General features: G+C 49.4%; 20 protein-coding genes and 1 other annotated feature. All 20 genes read left to right on the forward strand.

Annotated features, from left to right (window positions below; all coding sequences use genetic code 11):
• Positions 1 to 6: 6 nt before the first annotated feature.
• The 20 genes from DMN77_RS15075 to DMN77_RS15170 all read left to right on the forward strand — a co-directional run bounded on the left by DMN77_RS15075 (position 7) and on the right by DMN77_RS15170 (position 25,390).
• Positions 7 to 654, forward strand: coding sequence for a precorrin-2 dehydrogenase/sirohydrochlorin ferrochelatase family protein (locus tag DMN77_RS15075; RefSeq protein ID WP_179015567.1), 648 nt, complete (start codon positions 7 to 9; stop codon positions 652 to 654).
• 3 nt (positions 655 to 657) lie between these two features.
• Positions 658 to 1,623, forward strand: coding sequence for a hydroxymethylbilane synthase (gene hemC, locus DMN77_RS15080; protein ID WP_179015568.1), 966 nt, complete (start codon positions 658 to 660; stop codon positions 1,621 to 1,623).
• Positions 1,624 to 1,630: 7 nt separating this feature from the next.
• On the forward strand, positions 1,631 to 3,187 hold the full coding sequence (gene cobA / locus DMN77_RS15085) for a uroporphyrinogen-III C-methyltransferase (protein ID WP_179015569.1): 1,557 nt from the start codon (positions 1,631 to 1,633) through the stop codon (positions 3,185 to 3,187).
• 29 nt (positions 3,188 to 3,216) lie between these two features.
• Positions 3,217 to 4,221 carry a porphobilinogen synthase gene (hemB, locus tag DMN77_RS15090; protein ID WP_068778133.1) on the forward strand — a complete coding sequence of 335 codons (1,005 nt, stop codon included), beginning with the start codon at positions 3,217 to 3,219 and terminating at the stop codon, positions 4,219 to 4,221.
• A 46-nt stretch (positions 4,222 to 4,267) separates the two neighbouring features.
• Positions 4,268 to 5,569 (forward strand): glutamate-1-semialdehyde 2,1-aminomutase, encoded by a 1,302-nt coding sequence (gene hemL / locus DMN77_RS15095; protein WP_068778132.1) that lies wholly within the window; start codon positions 4,268 to 4,270, stop codon positions 5,567 to 5,569.
• Positions 5,566 to 6,471 (forward strand): RluA family pseudouridine synthase, encoded by a 906-nt coding sequence (locus DMN77_RS15100; RefSeq protein ID WP_372775984.1) that lies wholly within the window; start codon positions 5,566 to 5,568, stop codon positions 6,469 to 6,471. Before hemL ends, DMN77_RS15100 begins: the two co-directional genes overlap by 4 nt.
• Positions 6,472 to 6,704: 233 nt before the next feature.
• Positions 6,705 to 7,961: a LysM peptidoglycan-binding domain-containing protein gene (locus tag DMN77_RS15105; protein WP_068778130.1), complete on the forward strand. Its 1,257-nt coding sequence runs from the start codon at positions 6,705 to 6,707 to the stop codon at positions 7,959 to 7,961.
• Positions 7,962 to 9,574: 1,613 nt separating this feature from the next.
• Positions 9,575 to 9,845, forward strand: a binding site (T-box leader).
• A gap of 111 nt (positions 9,846 to 9,956) precedes the next feature.
• Entirely contained in the window at positions 9,957 to 12,629 is a 2,673-nt protein-coding gene (locus DMN77_RS15110) for a valine--tRNA ligase (RefSeq protein ID WP_068778129.1), read from the forward strand.
• Positions 12,630 to 13,226: 597 nt separating this feature from the next.
• Complete coding sequence (locus DMN77_RS15115) at positions 13,227 to 14,603, forward strand: bifunctional folylpolyglutamate synthase/dihydrofolate synthase (protein ID WP_179015570.1); 1,377 nt, start codon at positions 13,227 to 13,229, stop codon at positions 14,601 to 14,603.
• A gap of 5 nt (positions 14,604 to 14,608) precedes the next feature.
• Positions 14,609 to 15,985, forward strand: a complete 1,377-nt coding sequence (murC, locus tag DMN77_RS15120) for a UDP-N-acetylmuramate--L-alanine ligase (protein WP_068778127.1) — start codon at positions 14,609 to 14,611, stop codon at positions 15,983 to 15,985.
• A gap of 226 nt (positions 15,986 to 16,211) precedes the next feature.
• Positions 16,212 to 17,477, forward strand: coding sequence for an SPOR domain-containing protein (locus DMN77_RS15125; protein WP_179015571.1), 1,266 nt, complete (start codon positions 16,212 to 16,214; stop codon positions 17,475 to 17,477).
• A 211-nt stretch (positions 17,478 to 17,688) separates the two neighbouring features.
• Positions 17,689 to 18,294 carry a Maf family protein gene (locus DMN77_RS15130; RefSeq protein ID WP_068778125.1) on the forward strand — a complete coding sequence of 202 codons (606 nt, stop codon included), beginning with the start codon at positions 17,689 to 17,691 and terminating at the stop codon, positions 18,292 to 18,294.
• 130 nt (positions 18,295 to 18,424) lie between these two features.
• Positions 18,425 to 19,114: a RadC family protein gene (radC, locus tag DMN77_RS15135; protein WP_068778124.1), complete on the forward strand. Its 690-nt coding sequence runs from the start codon at positions 18,425 to 18,427 to the stop codon at positions 19,112 to 19,114.
• Positions 19,115 to 19,153: 39 nt separating this feature from the next.
• Entirely contained in the window at positions 19,154 to 20,188 is a 1,035-nt protein-coding gene (locus tag DMN77_RS15140) for a rod shape-determining protein (protein WP_068778123.1), read from the forward strand.
• A 276-nt stretch (positions 20,189 to 20,464) separates the two neighbouring features.
• Positions 20,465 to 21,340 (forward strand): rod shape-determining protein MreC, encoded by an 876-nt coding sequence (mreC, locus tag DMN77_RS15145; protein ID WP_068778184.1) that lies wholly within the window; start codon positions 20,465 to 20,467, stop codon positions 21,338 to 21,340.
• A gap of 2 nt (positions 21,341 to 21,342) precedes the next feature.
• On the forward strand, positions 21,343 to 21,870 hold the full coding sequence (gene mreD, locus DMN77_RS15150) for a rod shape-determining protein MreD (protein ID WP_068778122.1): 528 nt from the start codon (positions 21,343 to 21,345) through the stop codon (positions 21,868 to 21,870).
• A 76-nt stretch (positions 21,871 to 21,946) separates the two neighbouring features.
• Positions 21,947 to 22,606 carry a septum site-determining protein MinC gene (gene minC / locus DMN77_RS15155; RefSeq protein WP_068778121.1) on the forward strand — a complete coding sequence of 220 codons (660 nt, stop codon included), beginning with the start codon at positions 21,947 to 21,949 and terminating at the stop codon, positions 22,604 to 22,606.
• A gap of 3 nt (positions 22,607 to 22,609) precedes the next feature.
• On the forward strand, positions 22,610 to 23,404 hold the full coding sequence (minD, locus tag DMN77_RS15160) for a septum site-determining protein MinD (RefSeq protein ID WP_068778120.1): 795 nt from the start codon (positions 22,610 to 22,612) through the stop codon (positions 23,402 to 23,404).
• A 191-nt stretch (positions 23,405 to 23,595) separates the two neighbouring features.
• Positions 23,596 to 24,540, forward strand: a complete 945-nt coding sequence (locus DMN77_RS15165; RefSeq protein ID WP_256872418.1) for a M23 family metallopeptidase — start codon at positions 23,596 to 23,598, stop codon at positions 24,538 to 24,540.
• Complete coding sequence (locus tag DMN77_RS15170; protein ID WP_068778119.1) at positions 24,533 to 25,390, forward strand: M50 family metallopeptidase; 858 nt, start codon at positions 24,533 to 24,535, stop codon at positions 25,388 to 25,390. Before DMN77_RS15165 ends, DMN77_RS15170 begins: the two co-directional genes overlap by 8 nt.
• The last annotated feature ends 4 nt before the right edge of the window (positions 25,391 to 25,394 follow it).

Genomic DNA, 25,394 nt, shown 5'->3' on the forward strand with positions numbered 1-25,394 from the left:
TGTTGGATGACGCATTATGTCCCTGTTATGCTTGATCTTCAAGGCCGCAAATGTATTCTGGTGGGCGGAGGGCTTGTTGCAGAGCGGAAGGCGGCGGCACTACAGCCCGCTGAAGCCGAGATCCAGGTCATCAGCCCTAAGCTAACCCCTAAGCTCCTTCGAGCTTGGCAACAAGGGCAGATTAGCTGGAATGCGCGCTGTTATAAGCAAGGTGACTTGCAGGGAGCTTTTATGGTTTTTGCCGTAACGGATCAATTGTCTGTTAACGATCAGGTTGCCGCTGAAGCCCATAAGCTGGGAATTATGGTTAACCACGCTGGGGAAGGTGCCCGGGGATCATTTATTACGCCTAGCTCCTTCAGGCGAGGAGAACTGATCGTTGCTGTATCTACTTCCGGTGCGGCGCCAGAGGCGGCCAAGAGAATAAGCGCCGAGATCGAAGAGCAGTTCGGAGATGAGTACGAGGAGTATATCCGTTTTTTGTCATGGGCCAGACTGGTGATTAAGAGGCGAGTGATTGATGTCGCTCAAAGGAAGCGATTATTTCAGAAGTTGGCTACGATCGATGTTTTGAAGGGAATAAGGACCGGTGATTTTTCGCTAAGCAGTGAGGAAGAACTGTTGTCTTGGATAAATGTTCAGCAGGAGGAGTAGGGAATGACGAAGCGTACGATAGTTGTCGGAACAAGACAAAGCCAATTAGCTCTAACCCAGACGGGACAGGTTATCGATGCCTTGGAGAAGCTCTGCGCGCAGCATGGGCTCCCGTTCCAGTTTGAAATTCGCAAGATCGTGACGAAGGGTGACCGTATTTTAGATGTGACTCTGTCCAAAGTAGGCGGTAAAGGCTTATTTGTCAAAGAGATCGAGCAGGCTATGCTCGAGAAGGAGATTGACTTAGCGGTACATAGCATGAAGGATATGCCTTCCGAGCTGCCGGAGGGGCTCATCAATGGGGCCATTCCGCAGCGGGTTGAACCCAGGGATGCATTAATCTCCAAAGAGGGGCTCTCCCTGGAGGAACTGCCGCATGGCGCTAAGGTAGGTACTAGCAGCTTGCGTCGTTCCAGTCAGCTTCGTGCGAAGCGCCCCGATTTACAGCTGGAGTCGATTCGTGGAAATATTGATTCCCGTCTGCGCAAGCTGGGGACAGAAGGTTTCGACGCGATTATTCTAGCAGCGGCCGGGCTCACACGGATGGGCTGGGAAGATCGGATTTCATCATTGCTGCCGGTTGATATCTGTCTTCCGGCGGTTGGACAAGGAGCTCTTGGACTAGAGTGCCGTGAAGATGATGAGGAACTTAAAGCTCTGTTGTCTTTGTATAACGATCGCCTGACTTCCCTTACCGTTACTGCGGAACGGCGCTTCCTCGCTGTATTGAACGGCGGCTGCCAGGTACCGATTGGAGCCTTTGCAGTGTGGAATGGAGCGGCTGATGGTAAGGCGGCTGGCCCGGGAACAGGATCGATTACTCTGACTGGAATGGTCGGTGCGCCTGACGGAAGCCTGATTCTAAAAGAAAGCCTTACCGGAGACGACCCGGTTCAGCTTGGGGAAGATGTAGCACAGAAATTGATTTCACAAGGTGCAGATCGAATATTGGCTGCGGTCAGGGAGTGATGGAGAAGTGGCTGGAGCTGGTAAAGTATATTTAGTTGGCGCAGGCCCAGGCGATGCGCGCTTAATTACGCTGAAGGGGCTGGAGTGCCTGGAAAAAGCGGACGCAGTCGTATATGATCGACTGGCCAATCCGAGCCTCTTGACCCGGGCGAAGCGCGGCGCCGAGAAGATTTATGTAGGCAAGACGGTGAATCGACACACGATGAAGCAGGAGGAAATTAATCAACTGCTTGTTGATCTCGCGCTGTCGGGCAAGATCGTCGTTCGTCTCAAGGGCGGAGACCCGACGATCTTTGGCCGCGTTGGTGAAGAAGCCGGATTGCTGCGGCAACACCGGATTCCGTATGAGATTGTTCCGGGCATAACCGCGGCAATTGCTGTCCCTGCATATGCTGGTATTCCCGTTACCCACCGAGATATTGCCTCATCCTTATCGATCATTACCGGGCATGAGAGCCAAGACAAGCTGGACCTATCGATTGATTGGGCCAAGCTGACCCAGGCTACGGGGACGCTCGTCTTTATGATGGGACTGGCCAAAATCGGCCATATATCCGCACAGCTAATCAACCACGGCAGACCGCCGGAGACGCCGGTGGCTCTTATTCGCTGGGGGACCCGCGCGGAGCAGGCCGTTTTGATCGGCACGCTGGAAGATATCGAACAGAAGGTACTGGCGGCGAAATTTGAATCACCCGCTGTAATCGTCGTCGGCGAGGCGGTCCGGCAGCGCGAGCTGCTGAAGTGGGCCGAGGATATGCCTCTGTTCGGCGCGAGGTTCCTGGTCACCCGTTCCCGCTCCCAAGCAAGCGAATTAGTGAAGCAAATCGAGGAGCTGGGCGGAGAAACCTATGAATTCCCGGTCATTGAGACGGTGATGCCGAATCCGGAATATTTACATGCAACGGCTAAGGATCTGGAGGATCTGGAGCAGTATGATTGGGTATTCTTCACAAGCGTCAATGGGGTAGAGTATTTCTTCAGGCATCTGGACAGACTTGGGAAAGACATTCGCGCATTGCACGCCGCCCGCATTGCCGCGGTGGGTCCAGCGACCAAGGAAGCGCTGCGCCGTTACGGAATTGCTGCTGAGGAGCTGCCTGGCCATTTTCAGGCTGAAGGTTTGTTCGAAGCTTTTGATCAGCAATTGCTGGCCGGTCAGAAAGTGCTTCTTGCCCGTGGCAATCTGGCGCGCTCCTGGCTGGCTGAGGTGCTTCAGAACAGAGGACTTAACGTGACGGATGCGGTTATGTATGAGACGGTACCAACCGCGGATGAAGACGATGAATTGCTTAAGCTGCTGGAGCAGGGCGGAATTCATGCCGTTACCTTTACCAGCTCGTCGACGGTGACCAATTTGCTGTCGGCTTTGAGCAGGATGGGGGTGCCTGACCCTGTTCAGGCCCTTGCAGGCGCTGCAATTTGCTGTATCGGTCCAGTTACTGCAAAGACGGCAGCGCAAGCTGGATTAAACGTGGCGGTGACCGCTGAGGAGTCCACGATTCCAAGTCTGGTGACCGGGTTATGTGCCTGGAAGCAAGCTCAAAATTTATACAACCGTTAACCATCTTATAGAACTAGGAGGAATTATATATGGCTTTTCCAATTGTAAGACATCGCCGTTTGCGTCAATCTGCGGGCATTCGTGGCCTCGTGCGTGAGACGGTATTAACTGTGGATGATTTCATTCAACCGATCTTTGTCGTTCCTGGCAGCGGCATTAAGAAAGAAATAACCTCAATGCCTGGGGTATATCAATTTTCGCTGGATACGTTGGAGCAAGAGGTTAAGGAAATTGCCGAACTGGGAATCCGTGCGGTATTGCTGTTCGGTATACCGGAGTCCAAGGACAGTGTGGGCTCGGGAGCCTATGCCGAGGACGGCATCGTGCAGCAGGCTACGCGCAAGATCAAATCGTTGTATCCGGATCTGCTTGTTGTGGCTGATACTTGCTTATGCGAGTTCACAGATCACGGGCATTGCGGCATGGTGCATACGTATGAGCGCGACGGCCATGTATGCGGCGATGTGCTGAATGATGAATCGCTGGAATTGCTGGTTCGCACGGCGGTCTCGCAAGCGGGGGCAGGAGCTGACATTATCGCTCCATCTAACATGATGGACGGCTATGTTGCAGCGATCCGCGCCGGATTGGATGAAGCTGGCTTCAGCCAGGTGCCGATTATGGCATATTCCGTGAAATATGCTTCCGCATTCTACGGTCCATTCCGTGAGGCTGCTGATTCAGCTCCACAGTTCGGTGACCGCAAGACGTATCAGATGGACCCGGCTAATGTTCGGGAAGCATTGCGCGAGGCCGAGTCTGATGTGCTGGAGGGAGCGGATATGCTGATGGTGAAGCCGGCTCTGGCTTTCCTCGATGTGCTTCGTGTCGTTCGCGATCAATTTGACCTGCCGCTTGTCGCTTACAATGTTAGTGGAGAATACTCGCTTGTAAAAGCTGCGGCCATGCAAGGCTGGATTAACGAACGCGCCATTGTAACGGAGATGTTGCTTGGCATGAAGCGGGCAGGCGCGGATATTATCATTACGTATTTTGCCAAGGATGCTGCGCGTTGGCTGCGTGAAGGCAAATAATTGGTTTCAATAGATTCTACCGAATAAGGTGAGGAGTGAAGCTGCAATGAATGACAAGCTCGGACGCAAGCAGGATGGACGTTCCTTTACGGCTTTTGAGGAAGCGAAGCAATATTTGCCTGGAGGTGTAAATAGTCCAGTGCGGGCTTATAAGTCCGTCGGATTAACACCGATCTATGCGGAGCATGCCTCCGGTTCAAGAGTATATGATATCGACGGCAACAGCTATATCGACTATGTAGGCTCCTGGGGACCGCTCATTATGGGCCATGCTCATCCTGAAGTGGTAAAGGCGCTTCAAGAGGCTGCTGCCAAGGGGACGAGCTTTGGCATGCCTACATTGCTGGAGACGGAGATGGCGAAGCTGGTTGTAGAGCGCGTGCCATCCATCGATATCGTACGGATGGTTAACTCAGGTACGGAAGCGACGATGAGCGCTATCCGGCTAGCGCGGGGATATACAGGCAGAAGCAAAATTTTGAAATTCGAAGGCTCTTACCATGGTCATGCGGATAGTCTGCTGATCAAGGCTGGCTCCGGGGTTGCTACATTAGGCCTCCCGGACAGTCCCGGCGTCCCCGAAGGGGTGGCTTCCAACACGATCGCTGTGCCTTACAATGATCTGGAATCGGTTGAGTTGGCATTCAAGCGCTTTGGCGAAGAGATTGCGGGTGTCATTGTTGAGCCGGTAGCCGGCAATATGGGCGTTGTGCCGCCGCAGCCAGGCTTCCTTGAAGGTCTGCGTCGTCTGACGACAGAGTATGGCAGCGTGCTTATATTTGATGAAGTGATGACCGGATTTCGGGTAGGCTTGAACTGTGCACAAGGTCGCTTCGGCATCACACCGGATTTAACCTGTCTGGGCAAAGTCATCGGAGGCGGCTTGCCTGTCGGCGCATATGGCGGCAAGAAGGAGATCATGGAACAGATTGCTCCGTCCGGTCCTATCTATCAAGCGGGAACATTAAGCGGTAATCCGCTGGCGATGACCGCTGGCTTTACGACTTTGTCGCTCTTGACTCCAGAAGTATATGATCGTCTTGAGAACTTGTCGGCCAAATTGGAGGCAGGCTTTACGGCCAATGCGAAGGAGCGCGGACTGGCTTGTACGATCAACCGTGTTGGTTCAATGATGTGTCCATTCCTGACGGATCAGGCAGTCACCAACTTTGAGACAGCTAAGACGAGTGACCTCGATTTGTTCCGCCGCTACTTCGCGGCGTTGTCCGAGGAAGGAATTAATGTTGCGCCATCTCAATTTGAAGGCATGTTCATCTCGGGCGTGCATACAGATGAAGATATCGAGCTGACCATTGAAGCGCATCGCAATGCGCTGAGACGGCTGTGAGTTTGAAGTCGGCAGGGCAGAGGCGGGGGGAATGGCTGGAGCTGATGCCAGGCCGACTGCCGATGCCGGAGAATGGCGGACGGTATGAGGCGGTTATGGCCTGGCTGCAAGAGGAATTGGCAGCCCCGCCCAAGCTTTTGAAGACGCTTGAGGCTGAGGGCGGTATCAAGCTGGCGGGCGATCGTCTCCGTCTGCTTGTGTTCCCGCCCAAGCAATCGTCTTTTGCACCGATCGGCACACCTCCGGAGATCTTGTATGAGGATGACTTCTGTCTTGTCGTACATAAGCCGGTGGGGGTTAAGGTTCATCCGGACGGAGAAAGCCGTGAGCCCACACTGGCAAACCAAGTTTGTGCTATTTATGCGGAGCGTGGGGAGAAGGTAGCCCCGCTTCACATTCATCGGCTGGATGAATATACCTCCGGTCCGGTGCTGTACGCGAAGAATGCTTACGCCCAGCTTAAGCTTGATGCGGCGATGGCACACAAAGAGATCTCCAGGGTATACGTTGCACTTGTGCAAGGGACAGTAAGTCCGACACTTAGAATCATTGATGAGCCGATCGGGCGGGACCGGCATCATAATCAGCGTCGGCGTGTCTCTCCATCCGGGCAAAGAGCGGTTACGCATATTGAACTGGTAGAGACATTAAATCAGGCGAGCTTGGTGCGATTGACACTGGAAACCGGAAGAACGCATCAAATTCGCGTCCATTTAAGTTATGCCGGGCATCCCCTGCTTGGAGATGCTTTGTATGGAGGCAGCACAAAGCTGCTTCCCTACCAGGCGCTGCATGGCGAGAGCCTAACCTTTGCCCATCCGCTTACTGGTGAGCTGATTCGAGTAGATGATCCTTGGCCCCAGGAATGGCACCGGTTGCGCAAGCAGCTGGCTTTGTCCTAGTTATATATAGTTCTGAAAGAGTGTGCCTGGAAATAGAAGGCATGCTCTTCTTTTTTTAGCATATAGATAGAATGAGCGAAGATTTGGACCATCCATCTTTATGTACGTGTTCAAAAAGTTCGGCTTTCAACACCGCTTTATGTTTTACTTCGTGATCAAAAGAGACTTTTTGAACAACCTTTTAAGGGGATGTGGGTCATATTCGGATTTGCTAAAAAAGGAGGTAGTTGTTCTTGGTAGATCATTCCTACGGCCTGCGTTTTGATATTTACGAGCGCGTCCATCTATCCGAAGATGTGATCGGCATCGAGGAACTGGAGGAGATTGAACTTTTTCCGAAAATCCAAGTATATCCCGGTGATGAATATGCAGCTCTGCGCGGTCATTTATTGTTGTCAGGCCTTTATCGCGGTGAGGGAGAGAGTCGGGAGCTGGAGCATTGGATCCCTGTTGAGATTACGATTCCACTCAGTCGGGTTAACAAGCTAGAGGAGATTACAGTAGAAATCGAAAATTTTGACGTAGATCTGCTTAGCGCTCGCAGCTTGAATATTACGGGAGTTCTGTCTTTGCAGGGAATTGAGACGGCCACTATGCGTTCCGAGGCGGAAGAATGGATGGACAGGGAGTATGTTGCCGCGCACGAACCGGTTATTGGAACGGGAGAAGTGGGGGAGGCTCAGTCCCAGCAGGACAATTATTCGTATCAGGTACCAGAGGTTTCGGTAGATCATTCATATGTTGCACAGGAGGCTTTCCCATCCGCACAGCAGTACGGGGCCCGCGAGCAGCACGAAGAACAGAATGAAGAGACGTTGTCATGGTTAGACTCAGCTCCCTTATTGACACCGACATTTACAGCGGACAAGGGGCTTAATGAGGGAGAGCCGTCATTGGAGGCTGCGCAGTGGGAAGATTCAGAGGCAGAGGAGCCTAATGCGGCGGTATGGTCTGAAGATCAAGAGCAAGTGAATGCCCATTCCGAACGAGCGGATGAGGCGGAAGCTGTGTTGAAGACAGATAGCTATGCGGAGGCTGAAGTGGAGGATGTGACCGCGGAGGTTGAAGAAGCAGAGGCTGTAGAAGTATTCGAGGAAAGTGTTCAACAGGAGAAGGAAGAAGGAGCGCATGCGCAGGAAGAGAAGAAGGAGCTGAAGGTTGCCTTTGGCAGCAAGGATCGCGATGAAGGCTTTGGCATCAGCAAGCTATTGCACAACCGTCCGGAGAAGGATGGTGGTGTAGAGTACTTCGAAGAAGAAATTGTTATTCCTGATCAGGAAGAGGGAGAAGAAGTCCGCTGGAAGAGCCTGTTCCTGGGCAATACCGAGGATCAGACTCCGTTCCGCAAGGTTCGCCTCGTGATTGTACAACGGGAAGAGACGCTGGATGATATCGCGGAGCGCTATCAGCTTAGCACGCGCGAACTCCAACTGTACAACCGACTGTCCGAGCATGATCTGGCGGAAGGACAAGTGTTATATATCCCTTGATATTATATTGAGGCTCCCCTTACAGCGCGGTGCATTGCTGCATGACGGCGGCTATGCATAGGCAGGTGAAGGAGCGTTTGCAAGGACTATCCAGAGGACCGTTATGGTCAGTCTGGATAGTCCTTTTCTTTATGCTTCAGCCAACTTCAACTTCTAACGGAACGTACAGACGCTATTTGGGCAAATAAGCTGCGATATAAAACGTAACGGAACTGAGTGCGCTTATTTGGTGGAAATTCTGCTCTAATGGGCTGATTTGAGGCAAATAGAGAACCGTATTTCCGTTAAAATTTCAAATCGCTCAATATGGTAGAAATAAGGGCTGTCATTTCCGTTAAAGCGGATTGAGAGGTTAAGGGAGTAGCTAAGAGCCAAATGATAATATATTGAGGCTCCCCTTACAGCGCGCGGTGCATTGCTGCATGACGGCGGTCATGCATAGGCAGGTGGAGGAGTGTTTGCAAGGACTATCCAGAGAACCGTTAAGGTCCAGTCTAAATGGTCCTTTTCTTTATGCTTCAGCCAACTTCAACTTCTAACGGAACGTGCAGACGCTATTTGGGCAAATAGGCTGTAATGTAAAACGTAACGGAACTGAGTACGCTTATTTGGTGGAAATTCTGCTCTAATGGGCTGATTTGAGGCAAATAGAGAACCATATTTCCGTTAAAATTTTAAATCGCTCGATATGGTGAAAATAAGGGCTGTCATTTCCGTTAAAAGCGGATTTGGAGATTAAGGGACAAGATGAATTAGAGAACAGCAGAGTACAGCTCGGGGAATAGCTAGAGAGTAGCGGGAGAACAGTTAAAGAGGCAGTTTGGGAAATGCTAGAGAGTAGTTGAGAACGCTAAAGAGGCAGTTCGGGGAACAAAGAGAGGGCAGATAAGGAACAAATAAGTGCAGAGGTAAGGAAAAGCTAGAGAGCAGTTGGGAACAACTCGGGGGGCATCATAGGGAATGTAGGTAAAGCTATGGAACAGCTAAAGAGTAGCTAAAGAGTACTAAAGAGTACTAAAGAGTACTAAAGAGTACTAAAGAGTAGCTAAAGAGTACTAAAGAGTAGCTAAAGAGTAGCTAAAGAGGCAGCTTGAGGAACTGGTAGGGCGTAGCAAGGGAACAACTAATGGCAGAAGTAAGGAAGAGCTAGAGAGCAGTTAAGGAGGAGATAGAAGCGCTGGTAATACTATGGGAACATCTAAAAAGCAACTAAAGAGCAACTAAAGGGTCTCAAAAAAGCTTAAGAGGTAGTTTGGAGGATAGATAGGGAGTAGTTAGGAACAACTATGCAGAGGTCACCTAGAAAACAGCTGAGGAGCAGATCAGGGAATAGCTCACTAACCGCTAGGAGGCGGAGCTAAGAAACAGTCATAACCTTGGAGATGCTCGAGGAACAGATAGGTAGTAACGAAGGAACAGCTAAGAACAGCCAAAGAACAGCCAAAGAAAACATCTAAGAACCAGCGAGAGACAAGGTGGGCTAATTGTGCGTTTGTCATATTGACTCACAGCCTCATCCACGTTATGATAATATAGATTTTACAAAGTTATGCTATTTCTTATTTTCTAAGACACCTATTGTTATCAAAATAAGATTTTCTGAACACACTAATGTAAAGACTTGGAACGGGAAGAGTAGGAAGTGAGCCCTTCAGAGAGCGGAGTTGTATCGCTGGAAGATTCCGCAGGATACTGCTATCCGAAGTCGCCCGGGAGTCGTCCGTTTGAACTGGTGATGTCTCACCTTTAGAGCGGGCCGGTTGCAGCCGTTATCTGTATAAGTGTCGCAAGCGACAAGCTGTGCTTGACTGCATGGCGAGGCGAAATCCAGCAGCTTGCGAAACAAAGGTGGTACCGCGAAAGATAAAGCCTTTCGTCCTTTGAGACGAGAGGCTTTTTGTGTTTTCTGCCGTCGCGAATCATTACGGGCTTCTTGAATTTATTGGCCTGAATTCGCCTAGGCAATGCTGAATTGTTAATGGAGGTTGAAGCAAAATGACAGAAAACCAAGCATCACCAACTACGGCAGAGATGCCAACGACTTATGATCCGAAAGCTGCGGAGAACAAATGGTACCGCTACTGGATGGAGAATGAGTTCTTCAAAGCGGGCATGCGGCCTGAAGCCGAGCCTTTTACGATCGTAATTCCACCGCCTAACGTAACGGGTATGCTGCATATTGGACATGCGCTTGACTTCACGCTGCAGGATATTCTGATCCGTACCAAGCGGATGCAGGGCTATGACGCCTTATGGCTGCCGGGCTCGGACCATGCGGGAATCGCGACGCAGACCAAAGTGGAGCAAAAACTGCGTGAGCAAGGGATAAGCCGCTATGATCTAGGCCGTGAGAAGTTCCTTGAGAAAGTGTGGGAATGGAAGGAGCAGTATGCGAATACGATCCATGAACAATGGGCCAAAATGGGTCTGTCGCTTGACTATTCCCGCGAGCGGTTTACGCTAGATGAAGGTCTGTCTCAGGCGGTTCGCGAAGTATTCGTGAAGCTGTATGAGAAGGGTCTGATTTATAAAGGCAGATATATCATCAACTGGGACCCGGTTGCTCGTACGGCATTGTCCGATATTGAAGTCGAGTACAAGGAAGTTAACGGACATTTGTATCATCTTCAATATCCGCTTAAGGATGGGGACGGATATATTACGGTTGCCACGACACGTCCGGAGACGATGCTCGGCGATACAGCAGTCGCTGTTCATCCTAAGGATGAGCGCTACAGCCACTTGATCGGCAAATCGCTGCTTCTGCCGATTGTGAACCGCGAAATTCCGATCATCGCTGATGATTATGTTGACAAGGAATTCGGTAGTGGCGCAGTTAAGATCACCCCGGCTCATGATCCGAATGACTTCGAGGTAGGGCAACGCCATGATCTGCCGCAGATTATCGTCATGGACGAGAGCGGTAAGATGAACGATGCGGCTGGCAAGTATGTGGGCCTGGATCGCAGTGAATGCCGCAAGCAGATCGTGAAGGATTTGCAGGATATGGGCGTATTGATTAGAATTGAGGATCACCTGCATCAGGTAGGCCATAGTGAACGGACCGGGGCAGTTATAGAGCCTTATCTGTCCATGCAATGGTTCGTCAAAATGAAGCCGCTCGCTGAAGCTGCAATTGCAGAGCAAAACTCGGGCAAAGGTGTAGAATTCATTCCGGAACGGTTCGAGAAAACCTATCTGCAATGGATCGAGAATGTTCGCGACTGGTGTATTTCCAGACAATTATGGTGGGGACATCGTATTCCGGCCTGGTATAGCGAAGAGACCGGAGAGATGGTTGTTGCCCGCAGCGAGGAAGAAGCCCGCGCCAAGCTCGGACGGGATGACCTTAAACAGGATGAGGATGTACTGGATACATGGTTCAGCTCTGCCTTGTGGCCGTTCTCGACGCTAGGTTGGCCAAATGAGGAGAGCGAGGATTTCAAACGCTACTTCCCAACGGACGTACTGGTTACCGGATATGATATTATTTATTTCTGGGTAGCCCGTATGATCTTTACCTCGCTTGATTTCACAGGCAAGATGCCCTTTAAACATGTATTAATGCATGGTCTTGTTCGCGATAGCGAGGGCAAGAAGATGTCCAAATCCCTGGGCAATGGGGTAGACCCGCTTGACATTATCGAGAGATACGGCGCGGATGCAATGCGCTATATGATCTCGACGGGCAGTACGCCGGGTCAGGATGTTCGCTTCCATTGGGAACGTGTAGAACAAGCGCGCAATTTTGCCAATAAGATATGGAATGCCTCGCGCTTCGCTCTGATGAACATGGAAGGAGTGTCCTATGAGGACATCGACATTAGCGGTGACCTTTCAACTTCGGATCGCTGGATTTTGCATCGGTTTAATGAGACGGCTCGGGATGTGACGCGTCTTATCGATTCCTATGAATTTGGCGAAACCGGTCGTGTATTGTACAATTTCATCTGGGATGATCTTTGCGACTGGTATATTGAATTCGCGAAGCTGAGCTTCTATGGCGAAGACGCGGATGCCAAGCGCAAGACCCAATCGGTGCTTGCTTATGTGCTCGATCGCACGCTGAGACTGATCCATCCGTTCATGCCGTATATTTCCGAGGAAATATGGCAGCATTTGCCGCACAATGGCGATACGATTACTTTGGCTGAATGGCCTAAGTATGACCCTGCCCTGGAAGCACCTGATGCAGTTCAGGAAATGAATCTACTGATCGATATTATTCGCTCGGTCCGCAACATTCGTGCTGAAGTGAACGTACCGATGAGCAAAAAAATCGAGCTGATCGTTAAGCCGAGCTCCGCTGAGTTGCTTGACATCCTTAACCGTAACGAGCACTATGTTCGCCGGTTCTGTAACACGTCGGATTACGAAGCATCGCTAACGGTAGAAGCGCCGGATAAAGCAATGACCGCGATTGTCACAGGAGCGGAATTATATCTGCCGCTGGCCGGCCTGATCGATATCAGCCAGGAAATCGCTCGTCTGGAAAAAGAAATCGACCATTTGAATAAAGAAGTAGAACGTGTGGAGAAGAAATTGTCTAATCAAGGTTTTGTCGCTAAAGCACCTGCCAAGGTGATTGAAGAAGAGCGTGCCAAGATGGATGATTACTCTGCCAAACGCGACAAGGTGCTTGCACGAATCAATGAATTAAAAGCCTAGTGCCAAATTGCCTCTACGTCCTAGAAATAGAACAATCGGATTGTTATCAGAGGTAACAGTCCGATTGTTCTGCGCTGAGGCGTTAAGGACTTGGATCAGGGAACAGGCATTCTGCAATCGATAATTTAACGATATGAGGTTGTTCAAAAAGTTCCGGTTTGACAAGAAAACCAATCGATGTCATTCAAGGATAAGCGACTGCGACGCCAAGGCAGATCTTCTTGTGATATAAAATTTCATCAGCTGCGCTGATAACTGATAAATTCTATATCTAACACGAATCCAATCCGGAAGTGGAATCGCATGGATCTGAACCTGAATTCAGCCGGGCTTAAGCAGAGGCTTGCGAAGTCATGTTTCCAACAGAAACGTCTCAGGCGTGCTTGTACAAGCTATAAGCATACGTTTCAGGATTCGTTTTCTTCAGAAACTTGCAGCTCTGCTCCCTTGCTTCTGGTATTATCCAACTGAGGCGTTTCGAAGAAACGAATACCGAATGGATGAGCTTGGTGCTGAAATCCGACCTTTTTTGAACATGCACTATATATGTTTGGACTACCTCTATATCTATATAAATCATAGACGAAGGTGAATTTCATGGGGGCTCATACTGAGAAAGGAAACAAGCGATCTCTACAGGATTATAACGAAGCGGTAGAATGGATTAATGGGCTAATTGCGTTCGGGATCCGTCCCGGACTGGGGCGTATTGAGCTCATGATGGAACGTCTGGGCAATCCGCAGCGCAAGCTGAAATTTATCCATGTTGCCGGGACGAACGGCAAGGGTTCTTCATGCGCTTTTTTAACAGCTGCGCTAATGAAGGCCGGTTTTGATGTTGGGACCTTTACTTCTCCTTATATCACCAAGTTTACGAATCGATTTCAATTTAATGGTCAGGACATTCCGGAGGCTACTCTGGTATCATTATCGAATCGGATTCTGCCTCTTGTAGAGGAAATTGCCGATTCAGAGCTAGGTTCGCCAACGATGTTCGAGGTAAGTACAGCGATTGCGATTTTATATTTTGCAGAAGAATGTTATCCTGATGTCGTAGTATGGGAGACAGGTCTCGGGGGAAGGATGGATGTAACAAATATTGTTACGCCTATCGTCTCCTTGATTACAAATATCGGCATGGACCATACCGATGTATTAGGCGATACTATAGAGCAGATTGCCAGGGAAAAGGCCGGGATCATCAAGCCCGGTGTTCCTGTCGTGAGTTGTGCAGAACAGCCGGAAGCGATCGAAGTGCTGCGCCAGACAGCTCAAGAGCAGCGTTCTACCCTATACTTGCTTGGAGAACAGTTCACCTATGAACGGCTGGAGGGTGATGATCATGAGCAATCCATGGACTTTCAAGGTCCGTTCCGGGAGCTTGTACTGAAGCTCTCGCTGCTTGGTGAACATCAATGCAAGAACGCGGCCGGGGTCATGATGGTGCTTGAGGTGCTTCGTCAGTATATGGCTTTTGTGCTGGAGGATGAAGCGGTTCTGTCCGGCTTTCGCAGTACGGCTTGGGCGGGAAGATTGGAGCAGGTGAACAGCGAGCCTCGTATTGTGCTCGATGGAGCGCATAACCCGGAAGGAGCTCAAATGTTAGCCAGGAGCATTCCGGACATCTATAAGTATCGCAAGCTGAATTTGATGATGGGCATGCTGGCAAATAAGCATCATCGTGGCTACTTGGAGCATATATTACCAATAGTGGATACGCTTATTTTGACCGAGCCTGATTTTCGTAAGAAAATGGATGTGGAGGCGCTCCATAGTATTGTGGAGCAGCTTAAAGAAACGAAAGCAAAAGAAAACTTGGAAATTATCGTAGAACGCGACTGGAAAAAGGCTTTAGAGCTGTTGATGTCGCGGACGGAACGGGAGGATTTAGGAGTGGTTACAGGTACGTTGTACATGATTTCTGACGTACGCGCGACTCTCTTACATCACACCGATTCTGAAAAAGGCTGGTGACCATATTGTTAAATACTAGAGAACAACATGTACATTTTATAGGTATCGGCGGTTACGGAATGAGCGCCATCGCCCGTGTAATGCTGGAGATGGGCTATACGGTAACCGGTTCGGATGTAGCTTCCCAGGAATTGATCGAGAAGCTGAAGGCGAAGGGAGCCAAGGTCTATATCGGCCATACGGCTGAGCAGGTTGACGGCGCCGATCTGGTCGTATATTCGACAGCTCTCCCGAAGGACAATGTAGAACGGGTTGAAGCGCAGGAACGCGGTATCCCGGTTCTGCATCGTTCACAAATGCTGGCCCGTCTGCTTAATGAACGGACAGGAGTAGCGGTGGCCGGAGCGCACGGAAAAACGACGACTTCATCGATGATCGCACTTGTGATGGAGCAATGTGGAATCGATCCAACCTATATTATTGGCGGAGAAATCCTGGATATCGGTACAAATGCCAAGGCAGGACAAGGAAAATACGTCGTTGCCGAGGCGGACGAGAGCGATGGTTCTTTTCTTCAATACCATCCTTCGCTAGGAATTGTAACAAATATTGAGGCGGATCATCTGGAGAATTACGGCGGAGATTTCGGACGTCTCAAAGAAGCATACGTCCAATTCCTTAATCAGATTAAACCGGACGGGGCAGCCATCGTCTGCGGCGATGATGATATTCTGGGCGAATTACTGCCTAAGCTGAATTGCAATATCATCACTTATGGAATTGACTCGGTTTGCGATTATAACGCTGAGGATATGGAGCTTGGCGATCGATATGTGTCGTATACTATGAAGCGCGGCGACGAAAAGCTCGGAACGGTAGAGCTGTCGGTTCCGGGTAAGCATAATGTGTATAACTCCATGGCGGCGGTTATTGTTTGCCTGGAGGCAGGGGTTCCATTTGCGGAGATCGCAGCAGCGATCAAGCAATTTCATGGGGCCAAGCGCCGTTTTCAGGTTCTTGGCGATAGCAAAGACATCCTCATTATCGATGATTATGCCCACCATCCGACAGAGATCGAAGCCACGATCGCTGCCGCTAAAGCGACCGGCAAGCGGATTATCGCTGTGTTCCAGCCGCAGCGCTATACGCGAACCTTTTTCCTGCTGGATGCCTTTAGCAGAGCCTTTGGTGGTGCGGATGAGGTGATCATTACCGACATTTATTCACCTGCCGGAGAGAAGCAGATTGAGGGAATCAACTCCTCGAAGCTGGTCGAATTAATTAAGGAGAACAGCAATGCGGGGGCAAGATATTTGCCTGCGAAGCAGGATGTTGTTGCCGATCTGGAGGACCGGCTGCAACCCGGGGATCTTGTGCTGACCATGGGGGCTGGCGATATCTGGAGAGTTGGGGACGAATTATCCAAGCGAATCTCCCAATAGTTTACTTGCATTTGAAAAGTTGATTCGAATAGAGAACCTCCATATTCATGTGTTTGCGTATGAATATGGAGGTTTTTTGGTATGTGCCTACATCTCGCGTAACCGTTTATAAAATTCCTAAGCGCCTGAATTCTTCCTTATTTTCGCAACTTGTCCTTTGAGAAGCATATAATCCGGTTTCAGGACATAAGGTAGGTTAGGAGAATGGACAAGGAGCGTGCGGATCGTGAACAAGGCGAAAATGACCTTTCGGTTTGACAAGCAGGGCAAGGAGATCATAGCTGAGGAACCATTGTATCAGGCATGGATTCATAAGAATGACGGAGCATCAACTTTTGATAGGACGCAGGAAGTGCATGAAAGGGAGCAAGGTCATGACGGGTATATTCAAGCATCAGAGGTTCGTACACCTACGAAATTCAGTCCTTTGAAAGATCAGACACCAGCGCCTCGCAGCCCCGAGGTTCACCCCGTATTGGGACAAGCTGATTCAGGGGAATCGCCGCATTTGAATTCAGAGTATGACGAATATGACTGGGATCGTACAACGGGTACATTTCGTACTGTCGAGACTTTGGTAGATTATAGCGACCCATTTTCAGAATACACCGGGGCAGGCGGAGTTGTAGTCCCTTCCAGTTCTATCAGACCCCCAAAAAACTCCTGGTGGAAGATGGCCGGATCGGTTACCGGAGCGATTGTAACCGGCGCCTTATTCGGTTTTGTGGTTCTATCTATCTTCAATCAGGAGATAACCCTGCCGATTCCTGGCATTAATGTGCCAAAGCAGTCGGCAGCCGGGCAATCCACGGATATCCCTGTCATGGGACAGATCTTTGAAGAAGAGCAGGGGGATGCTAACCCGAAGGAGCTGGTAAATGTCGCCTTGCCGTCCGGGACTTATTATTTTCTTCAATACGGCGTGTTCAGTACGGCTCAAGGCGTTGAGCTAGCTCAGAAGGAGCTGCAATCCTCGGGAGTCGCAGCGGCGAGAGATACGGTAGATACGAAGCGGGTGTATGCAGGGGTATCCGTCGACCGGGAACAGGCCAAACTGCTAAGCAGTCAGCTTAAATCAGCGGGAGTCAATCTGATTCTGCATGAGATAGCCCAGCCTGCTTCGGCGATGATGGAGTATGAGGGAGACACCAAGCCGCTTGAACAATTTCTGGCGCAGAGCGCTGAATTGGTGGAGCTTCTCAGCACATTCTCGGCTGCAAGACTAAGCGATGCTGAGCCGGGTCCGCAGAGCGCGAACCAAATTGCGGAGCTAAGCCAGAAGCATCAGCTATGGACAGAGAGCGCTGCAGCGGTTCGCGGTAATATATCGGTAAATTCGGTAGCGGTGACGGGCTCTATGGAGAAAGCGATGAACAGTGCTATTGAAGCGTTGTCCGAATACAACAAGAAGCCTTCCAAATCGCTTTTGTGGGAAGTACAGGATGAACTGATGCATTTCATTCTAAGCGAGCAGGAACTGCTTCATAGTTAAAATGAATGGAAAGCATAGGAATAACGATGAATCGGGCAGGAAAGGGAATTGGAAATAGTTCCCCCTGCCTTTTTTGTGTTTGTATTGCGGGTGAAATAACCTTATAATAATAAAGTGTCAAAAAATGGCGAGGTTGACAACAGTTTAGTATGTTATATCGTCATTATTTGATATTTACCCCTATTTTAATGCTTGAAGGAGAGACCTAGTCTTGGAATCCAATGTACCACGCCATATTATTTTGGCATCGACCTCACCGCGTCGCCGGGAATTGATTGCTGCCTTAGGGATTCCCTTTGACATTGTTCCTAGCAATGCTGACGAGAGCACATCGGAGAAGTGGACACCAGAGCAAATGGTTCAGGAGCTTGCCAAACGGAAAGCCGAAGCGGTATATCATTCTACATCATTCGACGGAGATTCTGCAGGAATTATTGTCGGAAGCGATACGGTTGTTGTCAGGGATGGGACGGTGCTAGGTAAGCCGCAGAACGAGCAGGAGGCTGCTGCGATGCTGCGTTCTCTTCAGGGCAGGAGCCATATCGTGTATACAGGAGTCGCTTGCATAGACAGCCGGACAGGAGAGACCCTCGTTGACTATCGTTCAACGACCGTTACGATGAAGCCGCTGAATGAGCGTGAGATTGAAGCTTATGCAGCTAGCGGAGAAGGACTCGATAAAGCCGGTGCCTACGCGATTCAAGGCTTGGGAGCAACGATAGTTACAGGTATAGAAGGTTGCTATTTCAATGTTGTCGGCTTGCCGCTATCGTTACTTGTAGATATGCTTGGCCAATTTGGAGTAACAGTATTGTAGATAATGTAACAAAAACAATTGAAAATCCGTTTATTCTAGGAAGTGATAAAGCATATCCTTCCGAATTGAGTTTGTGTCAATAGTTCGTTAAGGACTTGGCAACTAATATTCGGAAGAGAGGGATTCATTTATGGTTATGACACCTTATATGCTGCGTGACTTTCCTAGCGAGGAGCGCCCGCGTGAACGGATGATGAAAAATGGAGCAGGGGCGCTAAGTCAAGCTGAGTTATTAGCGATATTGCTGCGGATAGGAACGAAGAATGAGTCAGCCATCCATATGGCACAGCGGATTCTTGCCGATACTGGCGGTATCCGCGGCCTGGTAGATTTTAGTCTGGAGGAATTGACCCAGATGAAAGGGATCGGGATGGCGAAGGCTGTGCAGATCAAGGCCGGGATTGAACTTGGACAAAGGTTGGCTCAATCACGCTTGCCAGATACGGTAAGTATTCGGAGTCCACAGGATGCAGCCGATCTGCTAATGGAGCAGCTCAGGTATTTATCTAAGGAACACTTTGTATGTCTTTTTTTGAATACGAAAAATCATATCATTGCTCAAGAGACGCTTTCCGTAGGAAGCCTGAACGCCTCGATTGTTCATCCTCGCGAAGTGTTTCGTGCTGCTATCAAATGCAGCAGTGCATCGATCGTCTGCGCTCATAATCACCCAAGTGGAGATCCAACACCAAGCCCGGAGGATATCCGGATGACGCGTCGCTTGTGTGAAGCTGGCGAGATTGTGGGAATTGATGTACTCGATCACGTCGTGATTGGAGACGGTCAATTCGTAAGTTTGAAGGAGCAGGGTTTGATGTAATATAATTGATTAGATACAGGAAGAAAGGAAGATTACAGCATGTTTGGTGGCTTTTCGAAGGATTTAGGAATTGATTTGGGGACTGCGAATACCCTTGTTTATATCCGTGGCAAAGGAATTATTGTGAGGGAGCCTTCAGTGGTTGCCATCCATACTGATAATAAGAATATCGTAGCCGTAGGGGAGTCAGCTAAGAAGATGATCGGCAGAACTCCAGGCAATATCCGTGCGATTCGCCCGATGAAGGACGGAGTTATCGCGGATTTCGATACGACGGCAACGATGATTAAATATTTCATTCGTCAGGCGCAAAAACAGCGTTCGATGTTCCAACGCCATCCTAACGTCATGGTGTGTGTTCCTTCGGGAATTACTGCGGTGGAACAGCGTGCAGTAGAGGATGCAACGAAGCAGGCGGGTGCCCGTGAGGCTTATACAATTGAGGAGCCTTTTGCTGCAGCGATTGGTGCCGATCTTCCGGTATGGGAACCAACAGGTAGCATGGTCGTAGATATCGGTGGCGGTACGACAGAGGTTGCAGTTATCTCCCTTGGCGGGATCGTAACAAGCAAATCGGTGCGTGTAGCCGGTGATGAAATGGACGAATCGATCATTCAATATATTAAACGTCAATATAATTTAATGATCGGGGAAAGAACGTCCGAGCAGCTTAAGATGGATGTCGGTTCTGCGCTCGCATTGGAGAAGGTTGAGACGATGGAGATTCGTGGACGCGATTTGGTTACCGGATTGCCGAAGACGATCACAATTACTTCCGATGAGATTACCGAAGCGCTTAATGATACGGTGAGTGCGATTGTCGATGCGGTAAAAGTCACGCTTGAGAAATGCCCGCCAGAGCTTGCGGCCGACATTATGGATCGCGGTATTGTGCTTACAGGCGGAGGCGCGCTGCTTCGCAATCTGGATAAGCTGCTTGCCAGTGAGACAGGAATGCCTGTCATCGTTGCAGATAATCCGCTGGATTGCGTAGCGATTGGTACGGGCCGTGCGCTCGATAATATTCACCTGTTTAAGACTAAGAACAGTTCGACACTTCGTTCGAGACGTTAAGATCGGGCGAATATGAAGACGATAATGATTAGCGGCGCCGTCCATTCCGGGCGGCCAAGCCGCTTTTCTATTTGTATCCATTGCCAGAAACGGATTCGTTCGTCATAGACGAGGGGCCGTTTCTGCTTGTTTAAGATTGCGGATTTGATGATAGCCGCACATCTTTGCAAGCCGATTTGCCAAAGAAGTTACTCCATGAGCATCCTTCCGGCAAATTGGTTGTTTCAAGACGAACTGTGGCAAGGTACAATTAGAAGAAATACGAAGGATTGGAGGGTGCTTCCACTGTTTAAGCTGCTGGGCAACAAAAGATTATTTGTTTTGTTGATAGGACTTATTCTATTTATTGCGGTGATGGGCTTTACCCTCGGATCAAGAGCAGGCTTATCCTGGCCGGAGAAGTTTGTGAAGGATACGGTAGGCTTCGTGCAATATATATTTTATAAACCTACCTCATATATAGCGGGTATTGTAGAGGACATCTCCGACCTGCGTTCTCTCCAGGAAGAGAATGAACAACTGAAGATTGCTTTATCTCATTACACGCGCGACAAAGTTAGATTTAACCGGCTCGAGCAGGATAATGCGCAACTTCAGAAAGCTCTTGATTTTACCAAGGCCCAGAAAGAACAATATAACTATACTTGGAAGATTGCTCAGGTTGTCAGCGTCAATGATGATCCCATCAACCGGTCGATTGTCGTGAACATCGGCGAGCGGGAGGGCGTCAAGGTAGGGATGGCCGTACATTCTACAGAAGGATTAGTTGGTGTGATTAGCCAAGTGAGCCACTTCACATCTACCGTCAGACTGGCTACAACGATGGATGCCAAGGATCCGAATTCCAATGGTATTGCAGTAACTGCCCAAGGTAAGGAAAATGATGTGTTCGGAGTCATTGAATCTTATGATCAGACCACCGGCAATTTCCTCATGTCTCGGATCACTTCGCCTTCTCCGCTCGCAGAGGATGACCTGATCGTCTCCTCGGGTGTCGGCGGTGTATTCCCTCGGGGAATGGTGATCGGCACGGTGCAAAGCATTGATGTTGGTCAATATGGTCTGACCTACACGGCCACGGTGAAACCGGCAGCAAGCTTTACCGATTGGAAAGAACTGTTCGTGGTGTTTGCTCCGGAGGTTGAGGAATAGTGATGAATAGGAAATCTGTATTGATTTTGCTGCTGTTCGTCCTGTTCATTATAGAAGGTACAATCATCCCCTGGCTGATCCCATACGCTTGGCAGACGCGCCTGTTCCCTCATCTGGTTTTTGTTGTGATTATGTATTTTTCTATCTTTGAGAACCGTTATACTGGTTTGGTTCTTGGTATTATTTTCGGATTGCTGCATGATATTGTTTTCTATGGGGCTATCATCGGGTCGTATTCTTTTGCGATGGGATTTACGGGCTATCTGGTCGGGGTTCCGTCGCGGTCGCGCCCGATGCCACTCCCTATGGTACTGATCGTCATTATACTTGGAAGCCTGTTGCTGGACTCTACGTTGTTTGGCATCTATTCCTTGTTCGAGCTTACGCATCAACCTTACTCGTGGGCATTCGTCAATCACATTATTCCGAACCTGTTCATTCAATTTGTATTTGCTCTGGCGATTTATGTGCCGTTAAGACGGCAGCTTGAGATTATTACGAAGCGCCGTTCTCCGGAACAGAAGTCCTAACTTCGTATATTTCAATGAATGCAAGCAGGAACTTGTTTGCCTCTGCGCGAATTGAATAAGAGGGAGGGACAGGCTTATGACGGTGAAATCCAACCATGTGACAATTAAGGGCATCAAGGATGGCCTGGTTTTCCTGTTTGACGATAATTGCGAATTCGAAGCTCTTCTTGAAGAATTGCGCTATAAATTGGAGCACAGCCATCAGAACATACTGACCGGTCCGATTATTCATGTCGATGTGAAATTCGGAATGAGAGTGATCTCGGATGAAGAGAAGGAAGCGCTGCTTGATATATTAAAGCAAAAAGGAAACTTGCTTATCCGTTCCGTAGATACACCGGGTGTGGTAACTGAAGAGGATACGGCGAAGATTACGACGATGTGCGGAATGATTCGTTCCGGGCAGGTGCTGCATCATGAAGGCAACCTGCTCTTCTTGGGAGACGTTAATCCCGGGGGAATGATTACGTGCACCGGAGATATTTTAATATTGGGAGCTCTTAGAGGGATGGCCCATGCCGGCTATACTGGCAATGAGGAGGCGGTCATAGCCGCCTCCTATTTGGCACCCACGCAGCTTAGGATCGCAGAGATCATCAGCAGGCCACCGGACGAGTGGGAGAATCGGGAGACAAGTATGGAGTTCGCTTTTTTACGTGACGGGAAAATGCAGATAGACAAGATTACGAATATGCTCCGGGTCAGGCCGGATTTAAACGTGTTCAAAGGGGTGTAATTGATGGGAGAAGCTATCGTTGTCACGTCTGGCAAAGGCGGCGTCGGCAAAACGACGACATCGGCTAACATTGGCACAGCGCTTGCGTTGCTCGGCAAGAAGGTCTGTCTGGTCGATACAGATATCGGTCTCAGAAATCTGGATGTCGTTATGGGTCTGGAGAATAGAATTATCTATGACCTGATCGATGTCGCAGAAGGACGCTGCCGCTTGAATCAAGCGCTTGTGAAGGACAAGCGGTTCGAAGAGTTATATATGCTTCCTGCAGCGCAGACGAAGGACAAAAATTCCGTCTCGCCTGAGCAAGTGAAGGATATCGTGCTGGAATTAAAGAAGGAGTATGAATACGTCATTATCGATTGTCCTGCCGGGATTGAGCAGGGATTCAGAAATGCGATTGCTGGCGCTGATCAGGCTATCGTAGTTACAACACCGGAGAATGCAGCTGTACGTGATGCGGATCGTATTATCGGACTGCTGGAAAATTCGCAAATTTCTTCTCCCAAGCTGGTGGTGAACCGCATTCGCACGAATATGGTGAAATCGGGTGACATGCTGGATATTGATGATGTTCTTCAAGTGTTGAATATCGATCTGCTGGGTATTGTTCCTGACGATGAACTGGTAATCAAAGCGGCCAATTCAGGCGAGCCTACGGTGATGAACCCGGAATCGATGGCGGCGATTGCCTACCGCAACATCGCGCGCCGAATTCTGGGGGATACCGTGCCGCTGATGCTTCTGGAGCAGAAACAGGGCAGATTCAAACGTTTCAAGAAATTTTTTGGAATGGGCTGATCTATTATATAACTGATTGAACCGGTGCCGTTGGCATCGGTTTTTTTGTGCCTGGCTGCAGGTGCTTCCTACGCTGGTGTTCCATTCATACTGAAAATAAGCTTGTTCATATTCTGACGCTGCTGTTCATAAATATAGAGTATGACAAAGCGGGCTGCTGTTCCAAGCTGCACCGGAGGTGGAGTGGTTTATTGGAAGCAAGCGGCCTGAGCGGAGGAATGAGAACGATGGATGTGAAGTCGAATGTTAAGAAACGGCGTGAGGAGAGGATCAGACAGCTAACCTCGGCAGAGGCGTACAAGCCGATCCTCCAGGATAGAATGCGCAACGATCATCCATACCGGTCATCCGCCCAGCCCGGACAAGGGAACATCGTCGGTTATAGCGGCGTGTCGGATGAGGTGGAACCCGATCCGGAACTGCTCTGGAAGAGAGGACAAGGCCGCTGGCAAGATATCGGCGGCTATAATTCCAGCGGAGGCGGAGGAGATGATTACTTCGGAGACAAGCGGAGGCCTAACTTCTGGACCTCGCTGTTTGTTCGACTTATGATTAGTGCGCTTATCTTCGTGGGCATTTGGGGTGTCGAGCGATATGAACCGGATTGGGCGTTTCCGGTAAGGGCTTTTGTAGCCAGAGCTCTAACAGAGGAGATTGATTTTGGCGCTATCGAGGCTTGGTATGAGAGGAATATCGGTGGCGCTCCCTCCTTCATTCCCATTTTTAAGCATAATGAGGATAAAGGTATGAAGGTTGGCGCAGCCGGCGGGTTCACATCGCCGTTAACCGGACATTTGGCCAATCCCTTTGCCCTCAGTCTGAAAGGGGTGGAGATCATTCCGAAGGAGCTGGAAGCAGATCGTACGATGGTGAAAAGTGTGGATACTGGACGCGTGCTGGACGTGAAGCTGGATGCCCTGACCGGAATGACCGTAACGGTGCAGCATTCGAACGGCTATAAATCGATATATGGGCATTTGGAAGAGGCTATGGTCAGCAAGGGAGATTGGGTTGAAGGGGGCGATTCGATCGGGAGTCTTGATGCTGGAGAGGGGGATACACTCCCAACCCTATATTTTGCCTTAAAAAAGAACGATCGATTTATCGATCCGACGGATGTGATCTCGTTTGATTAAGTGGAACGGCATCAAGATTTCGGTACATCCCTTCTTTGTCATCATCATGCTGGCTTCGGTGCTAACCGGCCATTTTCTGGAGCTCATCGCCTTGTTCACAATCGTATTTATTCATGAAATAGGACATGTCGTCGCCGCCCGATGTTACGGCGTTCAGGTGCTGGCGATTCAGATGTTGCCCTTCGGTGGGGTTGCGGAAATGGAGGATACGACTCATCTCACGGCACGAAGGGAGATCGTCATCGCCTTGGCCGGACCTTTGCAGAATATTCTTCTAATCGGAGTGTCGCTGCTGTTACATGTTTGTGGATTATGGGAGGGAGCTTTCTTTCTCTATTTTATTAATAGCAATCTCATCATCGCCTCATTTAACTTACTTCCGATTCTTCCATTGGATGGAGGGAAAATATCGCAAGCTCTAATCAGTTTAATACTGCCATTTCATCTGACGCTGGTCTACTCCCTGCGAATCAGCTTATTATTCAGCCTTATGGTGCTGGTCTACTCTGTACTTCCACCTTTGCTTGGACAAGGTATGCTGAATTTAAATTTGCTGCTGGTAGGATTATTTCTGCTCTATTCCAATTGGACGGATTACCGTAATATCCCTTATCGTTTTATGCGTTTCCTCGTTAATCGGGATCAGTCCTTTGTTCGTCACTGGACGACCGGGGGGCTCGCTCAGCCAATTGTAGCGAATAAAGCGAAACCTTTAGAACAAATCTTACGTCTATTTAGAAGACAGAAGTACCATTTTATATATGTCATGAACAGGCAGGGCGATATTGTGGCTGTGTTGCCAGAACAGAGAATTATTTCCTCTTTTTTGCGGGGCAAGCCTAAGGATTAGTAGG

Origin of the sequence: Paenibacillus sp. 79R4 (genome assembly GCF_013393165.1) — a bacterium.
Classification (GTDB): domain Bacteria; phylum Bacillota; class Bacilli; order Paenibacillales; family Paenibacillaceae; genus Fontibacillus.